General features: G+C 46.6%; 21 protein-coding genes and 2 tRNA genes. 7 read left to right on the forward strand and 16 right to left on the reverse strand.

Annotated elements, in window-relative coordinates; all coding sequences use genetic code 11:
* Positions 1-32 precede the first annotated feature (32 nt).
* The 3 genes from ACLSU7_RS04780 to ACLSU7_RS04790 all read right to left on the reverse strand — a co-directional run bounded on the left by ACLSU7_RS04780 (position 33) and on the right by ACLSU7_RS04790 (position 2,214).
* On the reverse strand, positions 33-527 hold the full coding sequence (locus tag ACLSU7_RS04780; RefSeq protein ID WP_413294419.1) for a hypothetical protein: 495 nt from the start codon (positions 525-527) through the stop codon (positions 33-35).
* A 181-nt stretch (positions 528-708) separates the two neighbouring features.
* Positions 709-1,710 carry a DNA polymerase III subunit delta gene (gene holA, locus ACLSU7_RS04785; protein ID WP_142699804.1) on the reverse strand — a complete coding sequence of 334 codons (1,002 nt, stop codon included), beginning with the start codon at positions 1,708-1,710 and terminating at the stop codon, positions 709-711.
* Positions 1,711-1,713: 3 nt separating this feature from the next.
* Positions 1,714-2,214 carry an LptE family protein gene (locus tag ACLSU7_RS04790; RefSeq protein WP_413294420.1) on the reverse strand — a complete coding sequence of 167 codons (501 nt, stop codon included), beginning with the start codon at positions 2,212-2,214 and terminating at the stop codon, positions 1,714-1,716.
* Positions 2,215-2,348: 134 nt separating this feature from the next.
* Between ACLSU7_RS04790 and ACLSU7_RS04795 the strand changes: the two genes are divergently transcribed.
* From ACLSU7_RS04795 to ACLSU7_RS04810, 4 genes are all read left to right on the forward strand, one after another.
* Positions 2,349-3,515, forward strand: a complete 1,167-nt coding sequence (locus ACLSU7_RS04795; RefSeq protein ID WP_413294421.1) for a pyridoxal-phosphate-dependent aminotransferase family protein — start codon at positions 2,349-2,351, stop codon at positions 3,513-3,515.
* Positions 3,512-4,495, forward strand: coding sequence for a D-2-hydroxyacid dehydrogenase (locus ACLSU7_RS04800; RefSeq protein WP_413294422.1), 984 nt, complete (start codon positions 3,512-3,514; stop codon positions 4,493-4,495). Before ACLSU7_RS04795 ends, ACLSU7_RS04800 begins: the two co-directional genes overlap by 4 nt.
* A 75-nt stretch (positions 4,496-4,570) precedes the next feature.
* Entirely contained in the window at positions 4,571-5,869 is a 1,299-nt protein-coding gene (locus ACLSU7_RS04805) for an adenylosuccinate synthase (protein ID WP_413294423.1), read from the forward strand.
* 168 nt (positions 5,870-6,037) lie between these two features.
* Entirely contained in the window at positions 6,038-6,337 is a 300-nt protein-coding gene (locus tag ACLSU7_RS04810; protein ID WP_413294424.1) for a hypothetical protein, read from the forward strand.
* A gap of 66 nt (positions 6,338-6,403) precedes the next feature.
* On the opposite strand, the gene ACLSU7_RS04815 is transcribed toward ACLSU7_RS04810, so the two are convergent.
* Positions 6,404-6,916, reverse strand: a complete 513-nt coding sequence (locus tag ACLSU7_RS04815; RefSeq protein WP_413294425.1) for a hypothetical protein — start codon at positions 6,914-6,916, stop codon at positions 6,404-6,406.
* Positions 6,917-7,100: 184 nt separating this feature from the next.
* Here ACLSU7_RS04815 and ACLSU7_RS04820 point away from each other — a divergent pair, with 184 nt between their 5' ends.
* Positions 7,101-8,858 (forward strand): response regulator, encoded by a 1,758-nt coding sequence (locus ACLSU7_RS04820; protein ID WP_413294426.1) that lies wholly within the window; start codon positions 7,101-7,103, stop codon positions 8,856-8,858.
* A 74-nt stretch (positions 8,859-8,932) separates the two neighbouring features.
* Positions 8,933-9,145, forward strand: coding sequence for a hypothetical protein (locus ACLSU7_RS04825; protein WP_413294427.1), 213 nt, complete (start codon positions 8,933-8,935; stop codon positions 9,143-9,145).
* Positions 9,146-9,159: 14 nt separating this feature from the next.
* Here ACLSU7_RS04825 and ACLSU7_RS04830 read toward each other — a convergent pair.
* The 4 genes from ACLSU7_RS04830 to ACLSU7_RS04845 all read right to left on the reverse strand — a co-directional run bounded on the left by ACLSU7_RS04830 (position 9,160) and on the right by ACLSU7_RS04845 (position 11,036).
* Positions 9,160-9,235: transfer RNA gene (locus ACLSU7_RS04830), tRNA-Glu, on the reverse strand.
* A 28-nt stretch (positions 9,236-9,263) separates the two neighbouring features.
* A tRNA-Lys gene (locus tag ACLSU7_RS04835) sits at positions 9,264-9,339 on the reverse strand.
* Positions 9,340-9,561: 222 nt separating this feature from the next.
* On the reverse strand, positions 9,562-10,239 hold the full coding sequence (locus ACLSU7_RS04840; protein ID WP_413294428.1) for a hypothetical protein: 678 nt from the start codon (positions 10,237-10,239) through the stop codon (positions 9,562-9,564).
* An 89-nt stretch (positions 10,240-10,328) separates the two neighbouring features.
* Positions 10,329-11,036, reverse strand: coding sequence for an alpha/beta fold hydrolase (locus ACLSU7_RS04845; protein ID WP_413294429.1), 708 nt, complete (start codon positions 11,034-11,036; stop codon positions 10,329-10,331).
* 126 nt (positions 11,037-11,162) lie between these two features.
* Here ACLSU7_RS04845 and ACLSU7_RS04850 point away from each other — a divergent pair, with 126 nt between their 5' ends.
* The gene (locus ACLSU7_RS04850; protein WP_413294430.1) at positions 11,163-11,684 is read left to right on the forward strand and encodes a hypothetical protein; all 522 of its coding nucleotides are present in this window, start codon (positions 11,163-11,165) and stop codon (positions 11,682-11,684) included.
* Between the two features lie 3 nt (positions 11,685-11,687).
* Here ACLSU7_RS04850 and ACLSU7_RS04855 read toward each other — a convergent pair whose 3' ends face one another.
* The 8 genes from ACLSU7_RS04855 to ACLSU7_RS04890 form a co-directional block, all read right to left on the reverse strand.
* The gene (locus ACLSU7_RS04855) at positions 11,688-12,092 is read right to left on the reverse strand and encodes a low affinity iron permease family protein (protein WP_413294431.1); all 405 of its coding nucleotides are present in this window, start codon (positions 12,090-12,092) and stop codon (positions 11,688-11,690) included.
* Between the two features lie 43 nt (positions 12,093-12,135).
* Positions 12,136-16,275: a beta strand repeat-containing protein gene (locus ACLSU7_RS04860; RefSeq protein ID WP_413294432.1), complete on the reverse strand. Its 4,140-nt coding sequence runs from the start codon at positions 16,273-16,275 to the stop codon at positions 12,136-12,138.
* Positions 16,276-16,434: 159 nt separating this feature from the next.
* Positions 16,435-17,976: an amidohydrolase family protein gene (locus ACLSU7_RS04865; protein ID WP_413294433.1), complete on the reverse strand. Its 1,542-nt coding sequence runs from the start codon at positions 17,974-17,976 to the stop codon at positions 16,435-16,437.
* A 22-nt stretch (positions 17,977-17,998) separates the two neighbouring features.
* Entirely contained in the window at positions 17,999-18,685 is a 687-nt protein-coding gene (locus ACLSU7_RS04870) for a MarC family protein (protein WP_413294434.1), read from the reverse strand.
* A 47-nt stretch (positions 18,686-18,732) separates the two neighbouring features.
* Positions 18,733-20,607, reverse strand: a complete 1,875-nt coding sequence (locus tag ACLSU7_RS04875; RefSeq protein WP_413294435.1) for a 7TM diverse intracellular signaling domain-containing protein — start codon at positions 20,605-20,607, stop codon at positions 18,733-18,735.
* Between the two features lie 289 nt (positions 20,608-20,896).
* Positions 20,897-22,936: a response regulator gene (locus ACLSU7_RS04880; protein ID WP_413294436.1), complete on the reverse strand. Its 2,040-nt coding sequence runs from the start codon at positions 22,934-22,936 to the stop codon at positions 20,897-20,899.
* A complete protein-coding gene (locus tag ACLSU7_RS04885) occupies positions 22,920-23,402 on the reverse strand; it encodes a response regulator (RefSeq protein WP_413294437.1) in 483 nt (160 codons plus the stop codon). The genes ACLSU7_RS04880 and ACLSU7_RS04885 overlap by 17 nt, the downstream gene beginning before the upstream one ends.
* The gene (locus ACLSU7_RS04890; protein ID WP_413294438.1) at positions 23,389-24,555 is read right to left on the reverse strand and encodes a sensor histidine kinase; all 1,167 of its coding nucleotides are present in this window, start codon (positions 24,553-24,555) and stop codon (positions 23,389-23,391) included. Before ACLSU7_RS04890 ends, ACLSU7_RS04885 begins: the two co-directional genes overlap by 14 nt.
* Positions 24,556-24,563 lie beyond the last annotated feature (8 nt).

The raw sequence follows: 24,563 nt of genomic DNA on the forward strand, positions 1-24,563 counted from the left end.
GATAAAACTTTAAATAGCGAATAAATGATTCCTTACTTCACACCATTTACAGCTGATGACTTCGGTGCACTCTCAGTGAACACCACTCTTTCCTTCATGAAACAATCTTGATTATCGGTTTCAGCTCTATTGATCATTTCTCCCATTTTTTCTTCGAATCGATCCAATCCTGATGTCATTACCTTGACTGCGGAGTCGGCTGGAATATGACCAGCCTCAGTTTCTTTGATCAGATCTTTTGCTTGGGAGATTAAATTTACAGGTACTTTAACACGTGCCTGCTTGGCAAAGTCTTCAGTTAGGATCACAACTTTTTTTAGAGCTTTTTTCTTTAGGTCAAATCGCGTGACTACATCCAGGGTACTTTCGTCAGCTTTAAATCTGCTGTAGGATTTATACCAGGCCTTATAATTTTCCAGCGACATCTCCATAGACCAACATTTGGATCTTTCTGGTGACATGGCCGTTGCCATTGAGATTGTCGGTACAGACAAAACCATAACGATAGCAGCAAAAACATGTTTCATAGAAACCTCCATATAGTGAGATTTCATTTCAAGAGCTGTGCCGTGCGAAATAAATCAGAATCAATATAAACAGAAAATTAAGATAGAAGAGCAAAAGTCGTCACCCAGCCCGATAACCAATTGACGTCTCAAAATGGGAATGAAGAAGCAAAAACACCGTTTCGGTGTCTACACCGCGCAATTAGGCTGTGCAGGTTTTAAGAACCATATTTTCCAACCAGATATGGCTGGATAACGGCGAAGATTTTAGAGCCTTGTCGGTCTCAGACAGAACAACCATCGTCTGCTCTAATTTTTTAGCAGTCCACAGACGAGCTTGCTCGCTGTAGTTTTCCAGGAAATACGGAGGCACCTGGGCATAGTGAGCAAGCTTTGCTCCGTGGAGGCCTTCTTCCATGCCCTTCTTAACCGCGAGCAAAATACGGATGTGGCGAGCCACCAAAGAGATGATACCGATTTCGTTTTGACCTTGATCCAAAAGATGAACCAGATATTCCAACGCCTTCACGCGGTCATTCAAACCAACGGCTTTCGTGAAATCAAAAACGCTTTCTTCTTTAGAGCGAGACACCACTTGCGCGACATCTTGCACTTCGATACGACGAGCGCCTTCGACGAACTCCCCTAACTTTTTCAATTCGGCTTCGATTTCAGTCAGGTGATGCCCCACCAATTTATGCAGCAAGTGAATCGCGTCGTTAGAAATTTTCAAACCCAAAGTTTCAGCGATGTAGTTGATCCACGATGGGACTTGGTTTTCGTAAGGCTTTTTGAACTCGACACATTCGGCTTTGTCCAAAAGTTGGCGGATTTGTTTTTTACGCTTATCCACGCGGGAAGCTAAGATCACAAAACAAGTGCTGTCCACTGGCTCCTCGATCAAGGATTCCAGCTGAGACCATTCTTTGTCTGTCAGTTCTTGGGCTTCTTTCAGGATTACCAAACGACGAGGTGCCATCATCGGCAAAGTTTCAACGGCGTCGCGAACTTGCACGATGTCGGCGTCACTTGCGTAAAACAAGCTGTAATTGAAATCGATCGCGCCCTCGGTCAGAACAGCGTATTTGAAGCGCTCGACACTTTGATTCAACAAATACGGCTCTTCACCGAATAGGAAGTACATGGGAGCAAGGTTGCCCTTTTCCAAGTCCTTATAAAATTTTTGTGAATCAATTAATGCCATCGTCTAAAAATTCTCTGTAATACGATCGTGAGCTTCAAGCATCAGATCGTTCGCCATAAGGTCAATGTTTTGCCTTCGGGCTGACAGATTGTAAAGAGGATCCACCGAGTTTACGCCAGCAAGCGTTACCTGAGGTGCCGCATAAGTACGCTCACCCGTGAAGCTTCCCGCCCACAACTGCGTGCCGTCAGCTTGTCTCACAACTTTGACAGTTACTGTCAGAAGAATTCGATACTCTGACGCGATAACAGTTCCCTTAGGAAGAAAAGTGGAAGAGTCACCGGCAACGCGTTTTGCGCCAGGCAAATATGCAACGGTGTCGATCGTTCCCATCACAGCCACTTCTGAAAGTGAGTTGTCCACAACACGCGCCACACGCGAGCGTTGAAATTCGTGAATCAAACCATTGGTGAACGCCACTTCGAGTCCGGGTTCATTCGTTTTATTTTTAAAAACTGGAACTGAGATCTGCTTGTACCCGCCTGGAATTGTTCTGCTGGCCACGCCCAAATGATAAGCACAGCCCGAAAGAAACTGTAGGCAAAGTAGAGAGAGAATCAGAATGCTGCGAGAGCCTTTAAATATTGCGTCCACCGACCCAGTTGAGTATAAATTAAGGAAGAGATCAAGGAAGAAAAATGACTACTTTCAATGATGAATACAGCTTGTTGGCGCCGGGTCCCGTAAACCTTCATCCTGAGGTGCGTAAAGCCTTGGCATTGCCGATGATTCATCATCGCACTCCTGAATTTGATGTGATTTTAAAACGCGTTTTAGAAGGCATTCGTCAGGTTTTCCAAACCAAAGAAGATGTTTATCTTTTAAGCTGCACTGGTTCTGGTGGGATGGAAGCATTGCTCGTCAACGTGATCTCTCCGGGTGATAAAGTTCTAGCAATCGTGTCTGGAAAATTTGGTGAACGCTGGGCTGAAATGGCGAAAACGTTTGGCGCCGAAGTTTCCATCATCAATGTTCCCTGGGGCGAGGCTGTAAAGCCTGAATCTGTTGCAGATCACTTGAAACGCTTTCCGGAAACTCGCGCGGTGCTTTGCCAGGCCTGCGAAACTTCCACAGCTGTTGCTCACCCGATCAAAGAAATTTCTGAAATCGTATCCCAATATTCCGAAACGTTATTTTTAGTGGATGCCATCACCGCTTTGGGAGCTTATCCCCTGCCGATGGATGCGTGGAAAATTGACGGTATAGTCGCAGGTTCACAAAAAGCTTTTATGCTTCCAACGGGCATGGCCTTTATTTCTTTTTCTAAAAAAGCCCAAGGGTATTTTGACTCTGCCAAATGCCCAAGATTTTACTATGACGTGCGCAAGGAGAAGAAAGCCAATGCCGCAGGCGAAACTTTCTTTTCTTCGAATGTGGCGATCACGCGTGCACTGGATGTGGTTTTAAACTTGATCACGAAACAAGGTTTGGAAAGCTTGTTCCACTCTATTCACCGCCGAGCTGAATTTACGCGCATTTTCGCTCAGAAATTAGGCTTCACGCTTTATGCAAAATCACCCAGTGATTCGGTGACAGCGCTGGTTGTGCCGCAAACCATGGATGGACAAAAAATCCGCCTGGAGCTCGAGCAATCCCACAACATCACGATTATGGGCGGCCAGGACCAAGCAAAAGGTAAAATCATTCGCGTGGGTCACATGGGATATATCCAGGATCACGAGCTTTTGAAACTGATCGACAACTTGGGACAGGTTTTACGTAAATTTGATCCGGGGTCTTTGACCTTAGAGCAAATCTCCGTCGTGGTAGATGAAGGCAAACAGTGGTTGGAGCAAAACCCATGAAGAAAAAAATCCTGATCACAGACCGCTTCGCTCAAGACAGTTTCCTTTACTTGCAGCAAAACGAAAACTTTGAAGTCATTCGCAGCGACAGCCACATTCATCTGCCGTTAGAGCATTTGGTTTCTGCTCACGCTTTAATCATTCGCAGTCGCACAGTGATCAACGAAGAGCTTTTGCAAAAAGCCCGTCAACTGCAACTGATCATCACTTGCACCAGCGGCTTTGATCACATTGATTTAGCCGCCACTGAAAAATGGGGCATCACAGTTATGCACACGCCTACTGCCAACGTGCAGTCAGCAGCGCAATTGACTTGGGGTTTAGTGCTCGCATGCGTGAACAATCTTATGCCTGCTCAAAAAATGGTCAAAGAGGGCGAATGGAAACGCGATCTCATCACCGGCATAGAGCTTTCCGGTCGCACTTATGGAATCATTGGCCTTGGCCGTATTGGCTCCCGCGTTGCAGAATTTGCTCAAGCTTTTGGCATGAATGTCGTGGCATTCGATCCTTACGCAGCGGATGAAAATTTTGAACGATTAAACATCCCACGCTTAGGTTACGAAGAAGTTTTGAAGTCAGCAGATGTTATAAGCTTCCACGTTCCAAAAACTTTGGAAACGGAACACATGCTGGACCGTTCACATTTTGAATACATCCACCGCGGCATTGTTTTGGTAAACACGTCTCGCGGATCCATTATCAATGAAAACGACCTCTGTGAGGCTTTAGGAAACGGCTGGTTGCGCGCCGTAGGCCTCGATGTATTCGAAAAAGAACCTCTTTCTAAAACCTCTAATTTGCTGGGCTACCCGAATGTGGTGGTGACTCCGCATATTGGAGCAAATACGGAAGATGCGTTCTTTAAAGCGAGTCAGGTTGCAGCAAATAAGCTTATGGCCTTTTTTGTGGATGGAAGCACCTCTGACACTCTCCCCCCAAGAGCGCCTTGGTACGGGGCTACGCCTTTTGACAAATAGAAAATTTGACATTTAAACCCCGGCTTCCTATCGTCATGTCCCGGGCGCTCATCGCGCTTTTGAAGGGATCGAACTATGTCAGGAATCGTGGTTGTCGGCGCTCAATGGGGCGACGAGGGTAAAGGTAAATTGGTCGACGTGTTTGCAGAAAAAGCAGACATGGTGGTGCGCTATCAAGGCGGTGCCAATGCAGGTCACACGTTGGTGGTGAACGGCCAAAAAACAGTTTTGCACTTGGTTCCAAGTGGTATCTTACGCCCTGACACGACTTGCGTGATCACTTCCGGTGTGGTGATTGACGTGTTCAGCATCCGTGATGAAATCAAACGCCTGATCGCTGGCGGTTACCTGCAAAATCCAAAACAGCTTTTGATCTCTGATACAGCAACAATCATTCTTCCTTACCACAAAGCTTTGGATTCCGCTCGTGAGGCGGCACTTCAAGGTGGGAAAATCGGAACTACTGGTAAAGGCATTGGACCTGCATACGAAGACCGCGCTTCGCGCCGTGCCGTTTTGTTGGGCGATATCTTTAACCCAGAATCCTTGAAAGAAAAATTGGAACTGGCTCTGCGTGAAAAGAACTTCATGCTTGAGAACTACTATAAGTCTTCCACTTTCAAATTGGATGATTTGCTGGCGCAGTTGAAAGAAGTGGCTGAAGACCTGGCTCCTTACCGCGCTAAAGACACTTCCCTGTTCATCTCTAAGGCTTTGAAAGCCAACAAGCGTGTGATGTTCGAGGGCGCACAAGGTACGATGCTGGATATCTTGCACGGAACCTACCCTTACGTGACATCTTCATCCACACTTTCAGCAAATGCTTGTGTGAGTGCGGGTGTAGGTCCTACAAACATTCAAAAAGTAATTGGAGTGTTCAAGGCTTACACAACTCGTGTGGGTTCAGGTCCTTTCCCAACAGAGCTTCATGATGAAGTCGGCCAAAAAATTCAGGCCGATGGTCATGAGTTTGGCGCGACAACAGGCCGTGCTCGCCGCTGTGGTTGGTTGGACTTGGTCGCTTTGAAATACGCGATTCGCGTAAATGGCATCACAAATCTTGCGATGATGAAGATTGACGTTTTGTCAGGTCATGACCGCATCGGTGTTTGCACAGCCTATAAAATCAATGGCGAGATTATCAATGAACTTCCGACGTCTCCGTATGAGTTGGAAAAAGTGGAACCTGTTGTTGAATGGATGACAGGCTGGAAAGAGGATTTGACGAAGGTTAAGACGTTATCCGACCTTCCTCGCCACACGACGAACTTCATCGATTACGTGGGTTCGCAATTGGGAACTCCGATCGACGTGATCTCGGTTGGCCCGGGTCGTGAACAGACCCTTTGGGTGAAGCCTCTATTCAACAACTAGAGATTATTTAAATTTCAAAACGAAAAAGCCCACCTCAAAAGTGGGCTTTTTTAATATAACTGTCTCATTAAAAATCTTCTCCTGGATCCAGGACCGTTTCATTTGAGAAGTGCTTAGGACTTAACTATACTTAGTACTTCAAGCCAATAATGGATTAAGGGGCACTGAATGGTGAAAGCTTCGCTGGTAGTTTTTATTCTGTCTAACTTACTTATGGGATGCGCTGGCATGAAAGTCGTTGATCCCAATAAACCAGACACCAAAGGCACTCTAGCCGTGGACTGGTCTGGAGATTCACCAAAGCTTGTGGGAACTTATACCTGCACGATGGTGGGCTCTAACGGCAAGCGAGTCTACGCAACTGCTAAAAGCGAAGCCGATGCTCGCCAAGAAGTCATTGCCCGCTGTCAGGATCAGACTGTGATTTCATTTTGTAAAGTTGCGCGCATGTCTTGCGAAAAAAATTAATCACTGAGAATCTCAGAAATAAAAAAAAATCCCCTGCTGAACACAGGGGATTTTTTATTTCCTCATCTAGTTCGCAGCTGCACCCGAACTAGGAGTTGGCGGTTTTGGTTCGGATTTTTTATCGGCGAAGAAAGTCTGGATGGATTCTTTACCTACGAGCTCTTGGATGGAGTCTACTTTCAGATCGCTCACCTTTATAACAGTGAGAGCGCCTTCTTTACGAGGCCAGTCTTTCGTGGTCTCCCCGGTTTTATCCAGAGCCAATTTAAAGTTATACTTTTTCATTTTAGGAATCGCGAACATCTTTGAAACCAGGCCGGGCATCTTTGAAATGTCAGAGATGATCAGGATTCCGCCCAGATCCAACTTTGATGCATTTTCATTTAAGTATTCGCTGAGCATTTTAGCGGTATTCATATCACTGGAAAAAAGAATCCACTTTGTATCTTTGTTAAGCTCGGCAGGTTCATCGAACTGATTTTGAATTTGAAAGGCTGTCAGGGTTTCGCCGGAACTCAGAGCGAAAGACGAAGGCGCGACCGCGATTAAAATGATCATCAAAAGAACCAGAATTTTCATGGTGACTCCTTTCCTACGAAGTTCAGTTTATGTCTTGGACATCCAATGTCTAGGATTATGTTGAATAACTGTATCCCATCCAGAAAGTTGGCAACCTGCAGATAACTTAATTCGATTTCTGTTTTGAAAATGCATTTTGAAAGTCCCTGCTAACACTTTGCCAATTGAGAGTTAAAATTAGTGGATGAGGAAAGGTATCAGCAGAGTGGATGAAAAAGAATTTCTCATACCTTTAGAAGCCATCGCCGTGCCCACGGTCGTTTTGGCACCCGACTTTACCATGATTGCCGTCAATGAATTGCGGCTTCAAGTGACGGGCACGACCCGTGAACAAACCATCGGTCGAAATCTATATGATCTTTTCCCTGAAAAACCGGGAGATCCCGGATCTGCGGGAGCGAGACATTTACGAGCCTCCCTGCAGCGAGTGCTGAGGGATAAAGTCGCAGATAAAGACTCGATCCAAAGATATGATATCCCGATTCCAGGGACAAATCCCATCGTCTATCAAGAACGATACTGGAGTCCTGTAAACACTCCGGTCTTAGATGAAAACGGCGAAGTGGCCTACATCCTTCACCAAGCCACAGACGTCACGGAATTCTTTATCATTCAAGGAAGACAAGATGCAATGGCTGCGGAAATCTATCGGCGCTCAGAAGAAATGGGAGCCGTTAATATCGAGCTAAAGCTCGCTAAGGAGTTGCTGGAACAAAAAGTCGTCGAGCGCACCGCTGAATTGCACAAAGCCAAAGAAGCCGCCGAAGCCGCGAACAAAATGAAGAGCGCATTTCTGGCGAATATGAGTCACGAAATCAGAACTCCCTTAAGTGCGATCATCGGTTTCACCGATCTTCTGCAAGAAGGCACCCTAGATCCCGAGGAACGCGACCAGTTTCTGGAAACCATTGCAAGAAACGGCCGAGCTCTCACCCGCCTTATTGATGATATTTTGGACCTGGCTAAAGTTGAAGCAGGACAGCTGCACGTCGAGAAGATTGATTTTTCACTTTATGATTTAATGACCGACGCGGTTGAACTTTTCAGAGAAAAAGCCCGGCAGAAAAATATCTATTTGCTTTTGAATATTGACGAAAACACTCCCCCACGAATTTGTTCCGACCCAAGCCGTTTGCGACAGATCCTGGTGAATCTGATCGGTAACGCTGTTAAGTTCACCAGCACTGGCGGCATCCGAGTGGATGTGAAGGTCACATCGCGGTCCTACAGCGAACTGCAATTCAAGGTGGACGTCAAAGATACGGGGATTGGTTTGACCGCTGAACAAACAGCACGATTGTTTCAACCCTTCGTGCAGGCCGACGAAGCGACCACCCGCAAATATGGAGGTACGGGACTTGGACTTGTTCTTTCCAAACGTCTTTCGGAAGCATTGGGTGGAGATATCTCCATCACCCACTGCGCACCCAATGTGGGATGTACGTTCACGTTAAATTTTCCAGCAACAGAAGCAGAGAACGCCAAAAGCATCTCTTCGTCGCAAAAAGCAGAAGAGATTTTCAATTATGAAGGCCGTCGCAATCTGAGTTTGCAAGGAGTGCGAGTTCTTGCCGTCGACGACTCGCCGGAAAATTTGTTTCTGGTAAAAAATATTCTACAAAAACACGGAGCCTTTGTTGATACCTCTGGAAACGGCGAAGATGCCTTAGAAAAAGTAGCCCAAAAACAGTACGACATCGTACTGATGGATATTCAGATGCCGCGAATGGACGGATATCAATCCAAGAAAGCGTTGGAGCGAAGCGGATATGCGGGACCCATCGTCGCTCTGACAGCACATGCAATGCAGGATGAAATGGAAAAAACAACACAAGCGGGCTTTTCCGCGCATTTGACGAAGCCACTGAATCAGCAAGAGCTGGTGAGAACCGTTTCCGAACTGACAAACAGAGGAAAACGAGAAAAAACCGTCGACTTATAAAATTATAAACCTATCCCGAAAAATAAAAAACTGATCGGCGGATCGGTTTTGATACCTACTTATGCAGAGCCGAAGTGAATCAGGATTTTTTTCGGAGCATGGTTGTAGCGCGACGTGATTGGGGCTCGGGCCGTCGTGGCCCTCAAAGCCTGACAAAGGCGAAGAATAAAAACCAAAACGCCAAAAATAAAAAAACCGATCGTCAGATCGGTTTTAATACCTACTTCGGCGGAGCCGAAGTGAATCAGGAATTTTTCGAAATCAGGCGAAGCGAAAGCGAAGCATGATAAGTGAGAAAAATTGGCGTTCCCAAGGGGATTTGAACCCCTGTATCCTCCGTGAAAGGGAGGTGTCCTAGGCCCCTAGACGATGGGAACGTACAGGGAAAATCAAAAGAACAAAAAATGGTGGCTCGCGATGGATTCGAACCATCGACCCCTTCATTAAAAGTGAAGTGCTCTACCAGCTGAGCTAGCGAACCACTGTCCGTTTGAGGAAGTGCTAATTTGTTCTAAGCGGGGGTTAAAGTCAATACGAAATCTTGCAGTATTTTAAAAATATTTATGAGTTTTTTGGGGTGCGGCGAGAGTTTGCACAAGTTCTCAGCAAAGCCGCGCGGAATATAGCTAAGCTCGCAATATCATTCCCTAAAAAGATGAAATTTTAGGCAATGTTTTCACTGCGAGCGCTAAATTTAGGAGAATTATTTTCCAACGGTCCCTGGAACTCCGGTGAATAGAATTCCGATCGTCAGATATGAACCCGAAAGATCGATGTTATTAATATTGCTGCTGACAGTTCCCGAACGATCAAATGAATCGGGCTTGTTACTTTCCACTCCGGCTTCCATTACAAAGTAAATCCACTTGTAACCCACGGCCACTGAGGCTCCTGCGGCCGCATAAGGCGTGGCAAAAAATGACCCGGAGGCTTTTTTAGTCAATGAACCATCTTCCGTGGCAGATTTAATGGTGTATGTAGTGTTACTCCCCCCGGCTCCGGCAAAAGCATCCAGTCGTACGACGTCGCTTTTCAGGAACGGAAATCTTGCGAGAAACATATAAGTATCTTGGTCTATCTTTGCCCAGTAATCCGTGCTCGTGTTCGAAGGATTTTCATCGTTGCTTAATGTTCTGTGAGAATAGCGAATACCCACATCTAAATATCGAAACGCGGGATAAACGATCTCCACACCGTACTGAGTGATGTTTTCAACTTTCTTCATACTCTGCGCTTCCAGCGAGGTATTTAGATCCGAAGGCGAAACTGCTGTGGAACCGATGAACAGTCTGGCATTCACGGGAATTTCATTGGCAGCAAAAGATGGGTGAGCGAAAAACAAAAGGACTGCGAGCAGGAACACTGATTTAATTGTTGTCATACAGAAAATGCTAAGCGTTCTTTGTCAGATATTCAAATGTCCTAAATAGTAGGCCGTCTTTCGTCCCGAATCATTGCGACTCGTATAACTTATCTAGAAATTGCTCGCAAAATGGCTCGACCAACATCATCAGGTTTTTCTAAAGGCAGATAGTGACCACTCTCCCCGATCACGTCAAAGCTTGAGCGCCGAATCTGCTGATGAAATTTATGAAGAGATTCCAAAGAAACCACACGGTCTTCTCTGCCCGCGATAATTGAGATTGGAAATTCCAACGCATCAAGGGCTGCCGTCAGGTCTTCGCGCTCAAGGGTTGCTCGCATCTGGTTCACGTACATCTCGGAGGAATAAGCCCGACTCATATCAATAACCGTCTGAACGACATGAGGATTGCTGGCAGAGTGCGGGTGAATAAACTTTGCGACTTCTTTTTCTGACATGCCTTTGTAGCTTACGTTCAAAAGCATCTCGGCCATCTTCATACGGCTGGATTTATCTCTGTCACTAAGGGCACCGACATTTGCCGCAATCAAAGTGAGAGTTTCAATACGCTCGGGAAATTTCGTCGCAAAAAGTTCTGCGATATAGCCACCCATGGAAAAACCGACCAGGTGAAAACGAGGCTCCGCGAGATTTTCGATTTGCCCCAACATATCTGCCAAGGTTTTGCAGTGCTTAAAATCGATCAAATGCACAGGCCCCTGATATGATCGGATGACCTGAACGTCCTGCCACAATCTGGGATCACATAAAAACCCATGAAGGCAAACCAGGGGTGTTGATTGATTTTTATTCACGGCGGGCCTCCATGCGGCATTCTTCAGTTAAAAATAGCAAGGCTCGGAGGTCTACACAATGATCACGGTCACAATTCAATCAGAAATATTTTGACTGGCACATCTCAAAGGAGGACAACCCCTTTTATGCGCCTGGGATCCAGTTTAATCCTTCTATTCATCTCGCTTTTATTGCAGCTTCCTGCCGAAGCCGGCACGCGCATCGCTTTCTTGGAAACTTTCAATTCCCGAGGCGAGCGCGTTGAATACGAACCCGGGGCACGCTTCTCTCACACGGCCATTCAATTTGATGATATCGCTCCCCTTTGGTTAAACGCATATCCCGGCGAAGGTGTTGCCGTGATTAGTGAAGAACGTTTGAATCAGCATGGCACCATCACCGAAATTATCGAGATCAACTCGGAGCTGAATGCCACGCAGATCACGCCTTATTTGGGATTGCCTTTTGATTTTTGGTATTCTTGGGATGACAGTGCGATGTACTGTTCTGAAATTATCGGCAAGCTTTTAAATATCCCGACTCATCCTATGACTTTTAATAAAAAAGTCTGGCCGAAAAATTACTGGGATCTTGATGGGACGCCGGGGCTGTCACCGGATTCTTTGTATCGCTGGGCTTTGGATCATCAAAGCTCTCGTATAAAATGATAATTATTTAGAACGCTTCTCTTTTTGTTTTTCGATCTTTTCAATGAATGAAGAAATATGCTCGTGCGAGGCTTTAAAGTCTTCATGGACCTGATCCAATAATTCGTCAGACATCTCTTCCAGATCAATTAAAGAATTTCGTGCCCCCGTGTTGGCGCGAATAAGCTCATCCAATTTCAGATGAATGGCGCGAGCATCACGGTTTTGCGTATTTTGAATCAAGAAAACCATCAGGAAAGTAATAATCGTGGTCGTCGTATTAATCACCAACTGCCACGTATCGGAATAATCAAAGAACGGCCCGCACACCGCCCATGCAATAATGCCCAATACGGCAACTGCAAAAGCGATCGGCGTTCCGACCCAGTGTGAAATTTTATTTGCGATTTTGCGAAACACTTCATTCATGAGACAAGTTTGCCATCAACTTACATTGCTGACAAATTACGAATTAATAGGCTCGAAAGAAAACTGGTGGATTATTCACCAAGGCGACGGCACTGGAACAACCAATAGTCAGTGCCCCGTAAGTCGCCCCAACATAGTAAGTTCCGGCTTTGCTATAACGAAGTGACGTAAAAGTATAAACCCGTGTTGTGCCCGAACCCGTCGTTCCTCCCGCATAGCTTGGATCCGGAATCGCAACAGTTGAACACGTTGCATCCGTATAAAACTTGACGGTGGGAGTATTGGTAAAAGCAACTTGGTTGCCGTATTGATCTGTCGCTTTCACTGCGGCTTGAGCATTGCGTAGATTGACGTTCGTCACCCCCGTCGCGGCAGGTTGTATACTAAATGCCAACTTCGCAGCAGCCCCCGCCGTCACACTGGAAATCGTATAGTAGTCCCGAGTTAAACCTGTTGCCTGTGCACATATGCGTAAATTCGTCGTGACCGTATCAAAACTTAAACCTGTTAGAGTCAATGAACCACTTGTCGGCGAATAACCACCGGCCCCTGTCAACGTTCCTGTGGCGGCCGTCGAACAGCCCGTGTTCGTGTAAGCACCGATGTTAATCGTTCCCGCCCAACTAGTAATAATATTGCCGTAACTGTCCTGAACCTCCACAACAGGATTTGGAGTAAAGGTCGCGCCGGCTCCAACTGTCGTGGAAGAGGTCGTTGTAAATGCTAATGTCGAAGCTGCCGCAGGACTGACCACGATCGCTGTTGAACAACCCTTAATGAGATTACCTTCCAACGTTTGCGAAGCACCTAAATAAATCGTGGCGGCTTTTGTATAATCCATTCCCGTGTATGTTGTTACGCCATCACTTACGGACGAAGCCCCTGACAGAGTTCCTCCTGATAACGTTGTCGTACATGCGGCATCACTGTAGACCGTGACCGTGGAGACACCTGCTAAGATATCATTGATACCATTAGCATCACGAGCGGCAATCACGGGCTGGGATGTGAAATCAGTTCCGGCAGTTGCTGTGGCCGGTGGTTGAGTCGTGAACACCAATTGCGTGGCAACTTCTCCACCCACCTTCACCAAGCTAGAACAAGCACTTGTCAGTCCACTTGAAGAAGCCAGGACATAAATTGTTCCGGTAGAGTCGTATTTCACACCTGAACTCAATACAACTCCATTAACCACACTGATACTATTCGACAAGGTTCCTGATGCGGCAGAGGTACAATTTGAATCTGTAAAAACAGCTAACGTCACCGTGCCTGAAAAACTACTGACGATATTGGAATTCGTATCCTGGGCCACCAAGGTCGGCATCGAGGAGAACAAGGCATTTTTTCTCACTGTCGGAGAAGGCTGTCCGATATATACAAGCTTCGTTGCAGCAGAACCCGTTGTCGTGAAGAGGACAACACCCACCGTGGAAGTCGATCCGGCTGTTCCATTTCCGCCGGTCCCTCGTGCTGCCGTTGCATTCGCCGTGGTATAGGTGTTCGCCGTATTATAAAAAACATAAACGTAACCACCGCCACCACCACCACCCTGGCCATTTCCGTTGGCTCCATTCGCCGTGATAGCTCCCGTTCCAGCAATGGTTCCCACCGTCAGCCACAGACTGCCGCCTGCACCGCCCGCACCACCGGTCGCTGAGCCTGCAACGCCATTCGTGGACAAGGTTCCGTTCACGGTGAAAGTTCCAGGGACGATAAACGTGATCGCTCCCCCACCAGCTCCCCCGGTTCCTGCAGATCCATTGGAGCCCGCAAATCCCCACGTTTTTGCCTGATACACAGAACCATAAGCGGAACCACCTACACTGACAGTACCACCCGTGGAATTTGCTCCTCGACCTCCGTGACCACCACCACCGCCATATGTGCCATTGGTGGGCGCCCCTGATCCCGCATCTCCAGGAGAATATCCCATACCGGTCGCTGTAATCGAAGCTCCGCTGGCAATGTTGATAGCGCCGGCAGAAACCGTATATCCGGAACTCATAATCGTGTTTTTACCCATGGTGATCACACCACTTGAGGTGACATCGATGTTCGCTGTCACCAGCAAATTTCCATTTTGATATAAAATCGAACCCGCTCCCGTCACACTGACTGTCGTCGGAAAGATGTCGCCGTTGATAGTCAGTTTACAGCCGTTGGAAACAATCAGGTTTCCGCCGCTCGCATTAAAGTCTCCAGAATTTAAAGTAATTGAATTTGCAGCCCCACACTCGATACCGCCACTTGCTCCAGAAAAAATAACTGAGCCCGCTGTGGGAGCTGGAGAACCTCCAGTACCTGCTGATGCCGTTGCCGTACCGGTGAAAGTTTTAGTCGTGTATTGGACATAAATACGACCACCGCCCCCACCACCGCCAGAGGATAGACCGTTACCGCCATTCGCAGCGAGAGTGCCATTTCCGGTAATGGTCCCAACGATGAGCCAAAGGCTGCCGCCCGCACCACCACCATCATTCGCAGCGTGAGCTCCGTTTCCATTTGCCGTCAGACTGCCATTGACGGTTAAGGTTCCCGTGACAGTGAGCTTAAGGGCTCCACCACCGAAGCCACCCATGTTTGTATAGTCACCACCACCTGATCCCATTTCAATAGGACCTAAAGGATCGTCGTAACTTGCTCCACCGGAAGAATAACCACCGGTACCACCATGACCGCCACCACCTTGATTACCGCCGGCCCCGGGACCCGTCCCATTTTTATAACCCAGATAATCAAGCGTCAAAGAAGCGCCCGAGTTGATCGTCACATTGTTAAAAGAATAAGTCCCATTCGCAATACTGGAAGTGGAAATAATAAAAAGATCGTTGCTTCCCGTATTCATCAAAAGCGCAGATCCATAACTACCGGATCTGGAACCCGTGCCCCCTGCGGTATTGAAAGTCCCAGAGTAGGTACTGGAACTGCTGTAGGAAATGCTGATTCTGCCGCCGCCACCACCGCCACCGGTGCTGATTCCGTTTCCACCGATAGCAGAGACTGAACCGGCACCTGCAAGTGTCGCACAACGAAGATAAACACTTCCTCCGGAACCACCACCATCATTTGATCCGGTTCCGTTGCCTCCGTTAGCAGAAATATTTCCGTTGATCGTAAGAGTGCCAGTCGCGACTAAATTAATCGCTCCACCACCCACACCACCACGGTTGACATAGGTGGCTCCACCAGATCCAAGATCTGTTGGCGCCAAAGCCGAACCATAAGTATAAGCTGGGACACCGACTCCACGACCGCCCACGCCACCATAAGAGGCGCCGTTTTGAGAAGTACCCGCACCGGTACCAGCTTGGGGAGCACTTCCCATATAATCCACACTCAATGTCACACCAGAAGCGATAGTAATGTTCCTAAAGGTGATCTCTGTCGGAGGAACGCTTGAATTTGTGTTAATATAAAGATCATTGTTTGTGGAATCGACCAGAAAAAAAGAACCCGCAGTACCAGCAGTTCCTCCAGAGACTGTGCCTGGTGCTGCACTGAAAGTTCCGGAAAAACTATTTGTAGTTGAGTATGCAATATAAGCGCGTCCTCCACCACCTGAACCTTGACCTGTTCCTCCGGCAACTGTGATTGTTCCCGCCCCCGCAAGAGTTGATGTTGAAACTTTCAAACTTCCACCGGAACCACCACCTGCGTTCGTTCCGGTGTTACCTCGGGCAGAAAGAGTTCCATCCACCGTCAATGTTCCAGTGACGTTTAAAGCAATCGCTCCGCCGCCGGCCCCTCCGGAGCCAATATAATTTCTGCCTCCCGAGCCAAGATCCGTGGGATTCGTGGCACTTCCATATCCAAGGGTGTGAGTTGTGCCTGCATTTCCAGTTCCGCCAACGCCGCCATAGGCACCTCCGGCATTTCCTGCCCCAGATCCTGCATTACTTCCAAATCCCGTTCCATCGGCTTTAAGCGTCCCTGAAATTGTGACTGTGTTGGCATTGATCGTGACACCAAGATTTGAGCCCGTGTTGCTATTTGCAGTCGCGGTACCTGAAATAATCAGAGTGTCGAAATTGTACGTTCCTGCGGCGAGGGTCACTGTTGTGCCAGTGATGGTGGTAATACCCGTATAAGTCCCTGGCGACTGTGCGCCCGAAGACCATGTTTGGTCGGCCCACGCATTAGCAGATAAGAATGAAATGAAAAGTACCAATAAGTTCTTCAACGTACTAGATCTCCAGCACTTAACTTATCGGTTTGAGCGAGTATCACATTTAACAGAATAGACGTTACTTTTAAGTAGTGTTTCCAGACGCTCTCTATGGAACCCGCTGCACGTCTGGGCTTAATGATAGCAAAAAGCTCCAGACGCTATTTAGGCATTTTAATGAGAGTGACCGTTCTGATTTTGAGATTCAATGGATGACAATTTCTTCGCGGCATCCTGCTTTAATGCCGTCAACATCGTCTCAGAATAGTATTTTCCGTCTCGAACCACGCCATTGATTTTATGAAGGTTCGCCACGCTGACGACAGGATTCCCATCGAGCAAAACCAGATTTGCATCTTTACCAACTTCCACAGTTCCCATGGTTGAACGCTTTCCTAAAAACTCCGCGCCATTCAAAGTCGTCATTTGCAAAACCTTTAGGGGAGACAATCCTGCTTTCGCCAAAAGATCAAACTCTTGATGCAAAGAAACGCCAGGTACCACCCACATGCCACCGACATCAGTGCCCGTCATCATTTTCACACCTTGCTGATCAAAGAGTTTTACCAACTTCATATCCATCGCGCCCAGCTGACGAAGAGTTTCACGAGCAACGGGCTTAACAGTTTTAGTGAACTGCTTGGAAACTCCATCCCAATATTCACGCGTCCCACGAGAGACGTACTGCAGGTTTGCAGAATTCGTGTATTCCGATTTATCCGCTTGTTGCATTGTCACGTTACGAATCAAAGTTGGGACATGCCAAGTTTTAAAATTCGCAAAGGTCTCGGCCACTTTTTTACATTTAGATTCGCTGTAGGTATCAATCAAAGTGCGAGTTTTTAGAAAAGCATTTTGATTGGCCATCAAGCGCACCAGCAAAGGATTTGCGACTGTGAGTTTGCCGATTTCCGCTGACATGTTGACTGTGGCTTCAGAACCGATGGCCTTACGGACACTTGCTTCATTGGTTGAACAACTCAGCAGAACCGCATCAACAGGGCCTAAATGTTCGATGGACAGCATGCCTTCTTTAGAAGCTTGAACTGCATCCACTCCAGCGGGAACATGGCCGGCAAAGTACTCCCCTGATTTTTTTGACTCAGCCAAAGCGGCAAAGAAAACATTTGGAGCAACATCCACAACTTTAATGAAGTCTGCACCCTCAGCGCGCTGTTTTTGTACGACTTCCACGGCTGTTTCAGGAGTGCTGGCATTGGAACGTAAAAGCACAGGTCCTGGCATTCCTAAAAGTTCAGGAGAATCTGCGGGAAGTTTTAGTTTTCCGTCTTTACGTTGTAAAAGAATTTCGTCCGTCCCTGACATTTGACGATAACCTGTGATGCCATAGGCAAGCATAATTGCACTGATCTCTGCTGCTGCAGAGTCGTCCAATACGTGTGCATGCATGTCTAGATAACCCGGCACAAGATATTTCCCTGTGGCATCGATCACTCGTTTGCTGCCCTGTTCACCCACGGCCTCGGCGGAGATTATTTTTGAAATTTTCCCCGCGTCGATCATCACAGCCATATTCGGTAGCAACTGCCCATTTTGAGTGTTGACGATGGTCACCCCTTTAAGGACGAAGCTTTCATGAATTTTATTAACTTGAGATGAATTGGAGGTATGAGATGTCCCGCCACCTGCGCAGCCAAACAATATTCCTGTTAATAACGTGCTTACTAGGATTTGATTCGTTGTTCTTTTTTTCATAAGAAAAACGATAGCCCTAATTTCAGCCTTTGATAAGAATTTTTGCGACTCCCAAGACGCCATCCACCATAATCTGGATTCCCACACAAAACGTCAAAAATCCGCTAAACTTGTTTGCCACCTGAAGTGCTTGCAAATTTAAACGGTCTAGGATCGTTGGAGTCAGTGAATAACAGGCGAAAATGATCATTGCCAAGATGACACACGCGACTGAAGTCGCAAGAAGATTGAACATATGGATCGCGTGATTTTCATGATAGCTATTGGCACTTAATGCCATCAAGACGGAAATAGTTCCACCACCCGTGGTTGTGGGAAATGCTAAGGGATAAAAAAGAAGCGACTTCAAAGATTTATTACGAGCGGCATTGTCATTATCCACAACTTTTTCTTGGTCTTCCTGGGGATCTGTCGCTGACAAAATCGAAAAACCCATGCGCGCAATCAACATCCCCCCGGCGATTTGCACCACCGGCACTGAGATTCCAAAAAGCTTAAAGAAAAATCCGCCCAGCAAAGTAAACGTAATACAAATTCCGAGGCAGTAAAACGCAATCGCCGCCGCTGATTGCATACGACGTTTTGTGGAAAGACCTTTCAAAAAGGGTCCTACAATAAAAGCCGTTCCGAAGGGATTCACTGGAGGAAACAAAGCAACCAGACAAACGAAAACATAATGATAGAAGGAGGCAATGGAAATTGAATTCATTGCCCCCAACGTTATCTTACTTCAAATGACAGGGCAAGCCTCTGCCATTAACTTTCCGACATGTGAGGAAAAAGCAAGCGCACAGTGGTTCCCGAGACTGAGTGCGTGCTGCGATGTTGAGAATGCACTTCCACTCGCCCACCGAAAAGCTTCATATATTCAGCAATCAACGAGGTTCCAAGCCCCGTCCCCATTTCATTTCCTGTGCCGAGGTGACTGACGATTTTTTTACTAAAAAAGATCAATTCAATCTCTTCCGGCAAAATCCCGACGCCTTCATCCGTGATTTGTAAAACGCGGAAATCCTTTTCATCCATGGCGTGGATAGATATCCTCTTGTGTTCATGACTGAATTTAATGGCGTTTGAAAAAATATTTGAAAGGACCTGATTGAGCAGTGCTGAACGATCCGCGCGAACCATCAAATGACTGGCAACATGAATTTCCGTCGTTAATTTCTTTTCGCGCAGCTGCCAGGCGTAATGATTTACCAGTTCTTCACACACAAGCTTTAGATCTACCAATTCCATCTCTGCATGTTCGCGGAAAATATGAAAAACTTCTTCATGGCGAACGGATTTTAAAATCTGAATGAGCTGGCCCGTGGAATTGTGAATGCGATCCAAGTGAATATCGGCGGGACCCTTATCCACATGCGCTTTAAGCATTTCGGAGTGATAAAGCAGTCCTGAAACCGTATTCGCCACATCATGGGATAGGACTCGGACCAGTCGATGATAACGCTCTTTATCTTCCGCTGCGCGCAGGGCCCGGCGTTTTTGCTCGTCAAGAACGCGAATCTTATATGCAAGTCCCAATGATAAAACAACCATTTCACCCAGGTTCGCAAATAACAATGAATACTGCGTGAAGGTGTTATTGGGAATCACGCCATAAAACGCCGCCAGCCACACGAAAGTGCCCAGTAAAACTACGACCCAGCTAAATAAGAAATAAGTCGCCAGTTGGTGAGCATGACGAAGGAGCATGTAAAAGCCGCAAAAAATAAAAAACAGAATGGCTGAGGCGATGGAAATATCAATCCAATAACCTAAAAAGAAAAGTTCCCGGTGTTCTGGCACGATGAAACTCGCGATCAAAGGAATCACCGCTAATATCTTGAATATTCGAACACCATTAAAACCTAATTTGAATTCACGGGTGATACCCAAAAACCTCTCGACAAAGAAACAGGCCGACAACAAGGTCAGCGACGAAAAAAACATCAGGTAATTGGAGAAAACCACAAACCGGTTCGGCAAAAGATACGTATCCACCACTCCGTGAAGCACCAGGGCCGTCGCACCAAAACTTCCTGCAAAAAAAGAATAATGCAGATAATCTTTTTCCGTGGTAAACACACCCAAAAGAAAATTATATAGAACCAGGGCAACGATTCCCCCTATATAGAAAAAGAAAATCATGCGGGCCGTGTTTTCTTGTTTTAAAAAATCGCTTTCATCCGTCAGAAAGACCTTGGAATTGAGCGCATGGTGAATATCGCGCTTAATATAAAAAACGCCATTTTCCTGAGGCGCCAGTTGAATTAGAAATGCACCCAAACGAGAGGGATAGGATCTCTCCTCCAAAGAATAGCCAGGTCCCGAATATTCCGGACGATACTTCCCGTCTTGCCACAACGTCAGACGACCGATCTGGGGGGAGTCAAAATAGAGGATCTTATTCAAAGGTTCGTTACTGGAATTTTGAATGTGAATTTGAAACCAGGGGTCTTTATCGGAATACCCTTGCGTCAGAGTGCTCGTGGCAACAGAGTCGAAGCGAACTGTTGAAAAATCACTGACGCCCGGTGAAGACACCCCGAGCCTCACATTGGAAGTTAAATCCCACGCCGCGGCCTGAGCAGAAACAGCCAGGAAAACCAGCACGAACAGAATGAAAACTCTTCCTAACTTTGCCATCCACGAAAATTATCCAACTGTCGTTTTACAGTGGTCAAGGGAGTTCCTTAGATTACCGACTTTGAAATAAATTCGACCTTCTTCCAGATACCGATTTATGTTTGTCGTGCAAAGAAACACCACAGTCGTTCTAGGGATCCCCACTGAATCGGAATTATCATATGTAAAAGGAGGACATCATGAAACCTTCATTAAAAGATACAACGGGTAAAATGGGATGGATCTTTCTATGGCTGATTGGAGTTCCTGTCCCAATCCTCTTGGTTCTTTATTTGATCCGTGGTTGCACTTAAGGTTGGGCTGCTGGTAAAGACGAGTCTCCCGGCGCAAGCTCGATAATTTTTTGCTTGAGGAGTGGAAGATTTAAAGGTTTTGCCATGTGGGCCTGAAATCCCACGGACAAAGCTCTATCAATATCTTCCTGCCCCACATAAGCCGTCAAAGCAATGGCGGAAGTTGAAGGCATCCCCTTCTGCTCTTCCCAATTCCGTAATTCCTGTATCAAAGAATAACCGTCCAGGACGGGCATGCCGATATCGCAGATGATAACGTCATAGCCGTCTTTCTTAGCCATATCTAAGCCTTGTTGGGGATTGCTGGTGCCTTCCACAGTGGCACCTGACTTTTTTAATAAATGTTGCAGCAGATTTAACGAGTCTTCGGAATCATCAATCGCTAACAAATGCAACCCCTGCAGATTGCGATTCGCAAGCGGTTTCGGTTCCTCTGATGGCTTTTCCACGGGGGCTGATTCGACGGCGCGAACTTGTTGAATCGGAACTCTGATCGTGAATTTGGCTCCCTTGCCCCGTCCCGCACTAAAGACTTCCACGGTGCCACCATGCAGCTCGACGATATGGCGAACGATCCCTAGTCCCAGGCCCAAACCCATGTGCTGCCGTGTAATGGCTGCATCTTCCTGCCAAAAGCGATTAAACACATCGGACTGGTTTTCTTCCTTAATCCCCACCCCGTTATCCTCGATGGAGAATTCAAAAAGATCATTCACCTTGTTCGCAAAAATCTTAACCCGGCCCTCCGGTGGAGTGAACTTCACCGCATTTGAAACCAGATTCCAGATAACCTGGCGCATGCGATCGCGGTCGCCCCACATACGACCCAAATTAGGGGCAACGTGCATCTCCAGATGAATTTTTTTTGCCGCCATGGCGAGACTTAAAGACTCGATACTCGAATCGATCATGTCATCCAAAGCATAAAAACTTAGATCCAGTTTCATTTTGCCCGTGATAATGCGTGACATATCCAGGATTTCGCCAATCAGTCGGGTTTCAATTTTCAGATTCGAATCAATAATCGACATCGCATTGAAATACTCTTCGGAGTCAGGCTGAGTTTCGCGAATAATTTCCAGATAACCCGTAATGATATTTAAGGGCGTACGCAACTCATGGGAAAGCGTCGCCAAAAACTCATCTTTTTTCTGGTGAGCCTGCTTAAGACTTTCAATTTTTTGTTGCAGTAGTTTTTCCAGGTACGCATGCGTCACCACCGATGACAAAATATTGGCGACGGCTTTAACGAATTCGATTTCATCGTACTTGAAAGTTCGGTCACGGTGATCATAGACCAGCATAACGATAGGTGGAATCTCAGCGTCTTTGCTGGTGATAACCACATTGATTCCGGATTTCAAACCCAACTTTAAAAGTGAATCTTTTTGCTCGGCCATACCCAGAAAATTGAGTTCGCCAAACAAAAAAGGCACTCCATCATCCGTCACCCTTTGCGCCAGAATATCTTTACCACTTTGCGGAGGCTCGACAAATTGCACGTAATCCACCAACAAGGAATTCATCAAAATTTCGCGACAGCGTAGTTTAACTTTTTCAACATTCACTTCATTTAAAGCGAACTGACTGAGCTCTGAAAGCTGAGCCGTCTGATGCAACTGATGCTTAATTTTGATTTCAGATTCTTTACGCTCGATCGAGCTTAAAATTGTTCGCGCTAAAAGTTCTGATGAAAGATGCGCTTTATTTAAAAAATCGGAAGCCCCTTCCTGCGCGGCTTTAATGGTACTGCCACGGTCGTCTAAAGACGATAGGACGATGACGGGTGTTTCACTTGCAACTTTCCCCACCCGAGGAAGTGTTTCTAAGAAAGTACTATCTGGCAAATGTAAGTCCAGCAATACGGCGTCATATCTAGTTTCTGCCAGACGCTGCAGGCCTTTCGTTAACAAGGACTCCCTGACGACATCCAGGCTCATCGATTCGATACGACGTAAATGCCGCATAATAATATCGGCATGCTCGTCATTATCTTCGATAAGTAAAATGTTTAACTGTCTAGGGTCGTTGCTCACTCACGTTCCCCTTTTGTTCTGTTGCGGGAATATTCCAAACTCCCCAATAACGAACAATTTCATCGGTTAAATCCTTAAAGCTTCCCAGTTCCAATGGCTTCACGAGGTAACTGTTCGCATAAAGCTCATAGGCCTTGATACGATCTGACTCCGCATCTGAAGTGGAAAGGATCACCACAGGTATGGAATGCAAGACGGGATCTTGCTTGATGAATTGCAAAACTTCGTGACCATCTTTTTTGGGAAGTTTTAAATCAAGTAAAATTAAATCCGGCAGTTTTCTTTTTTCTTCTAGTTTCTTTTGTTCCAAATATTCTATGGCCTCTTCGCCGTCCCGGGAGCGCTCCACTTTGCTGGTCGAAGCGGAGCGTGCCAATAAGCGCACCACAATCCCCGCGTGGTCGTCATCATCCTCTATCAAATGAATGACAAGTGATCTTGGCTCATTATGTTCAGTGGATTCCATCATGAGTCTCCTTTGGGAAGTTCGGATTCTTTGGAAAACAAACCCAGAAAGTAGCGCCATGCTTTGGCTCTGACTCAACCCAAGCTCGTCCACCATGCAACCCCATGATGCGGGAAACGATTGCTAATCCCACACCCGTTCCTTCCTTTTGATTGTCCAGACGCTGGAATAGGGCAAAAATCTTTTTATGATATTGCACAGGAATTCCGGGGCCATTATCTTTGACCCCGACATGCCAGTCTGATTCATTTTCTTTTTGTACGATTTCAATGATGTTGTGTTCAGAGGTGGCTGCGTACTTTAAGGCGTTGATAATGAGATTTTCAAAGACTTGCACCAGACGTTTGGCGTCCCCTTGCACCACGGGGAGATTGTCAGGAATCAAAAGTTCCGCTTTCTTTTCCTCCAGCTGACTGCCGAGATCTTTTTTCATTTCAGTGAGAATTTGAGTTAAGCTGACTGAAGTCACTCTCAGCTCCATGCGCGACGTGCGGGAGAGCTGCAAAAGATCGTAAATCAATTCATGCATTTTCTTATTAGCTTTTTCGACCCGCTCCAAGGAATCCATTAATTCTGTGTAGCGTCCCGCCTGAAGATCTTCTCTAAGAAATGAAATATAGGAGCTGCTGGTGACCAGTGGTGCTTTTAAATCATGGGAAACTGTGTAAACGAATTGCTCCATCTCCAGATTTTTCTGCTGAACTTCCTCGTAAGCTTTAACCAACATCTGATCCGTTTTTTTTCGTTCGGTTATGTCGACTACGGAAGCGACCACGTAATTGCCGTCTTCTGTTGCAAGAGGATTTAATCCGATTTCAACCGGAATTTCACTGCCGTCTTTCTTGACGCCGCGAAGGTCCCTCCCGGCTCCCATTTGACGTTTGGAGGGATGCTCGAAAAAACCGCCCCGCAATCCCACGTGGCTGGCGCGTGCCTCGCGAGGAACTAAAACCTCCAGGCTTTGGCCAACAAGTTCCCCTTTTTCATATCCAAACATTTTTTCCATCTCGGCATTGCACAAAAGGATTTCCCCATGAAGGTCCACCACGATCAAACCATTCGGTACGGAATCGACGATCATATTGAACTTCGAATTATCCGCCTTGAACTTAGCTTTGGCAGCCTGGTCCGTCGACTCTCGATGCATTTCCATGAACGCTC

Source organism: Bdellovibrio sp. HCB185ZH (assembly GCF_047302455.1).
GTDB lineage: Bacteria > Bdellovibrionota > Bdellovibrionia > Bdellovibrionales > Bdellovibrionaceae > Bdellovibrio.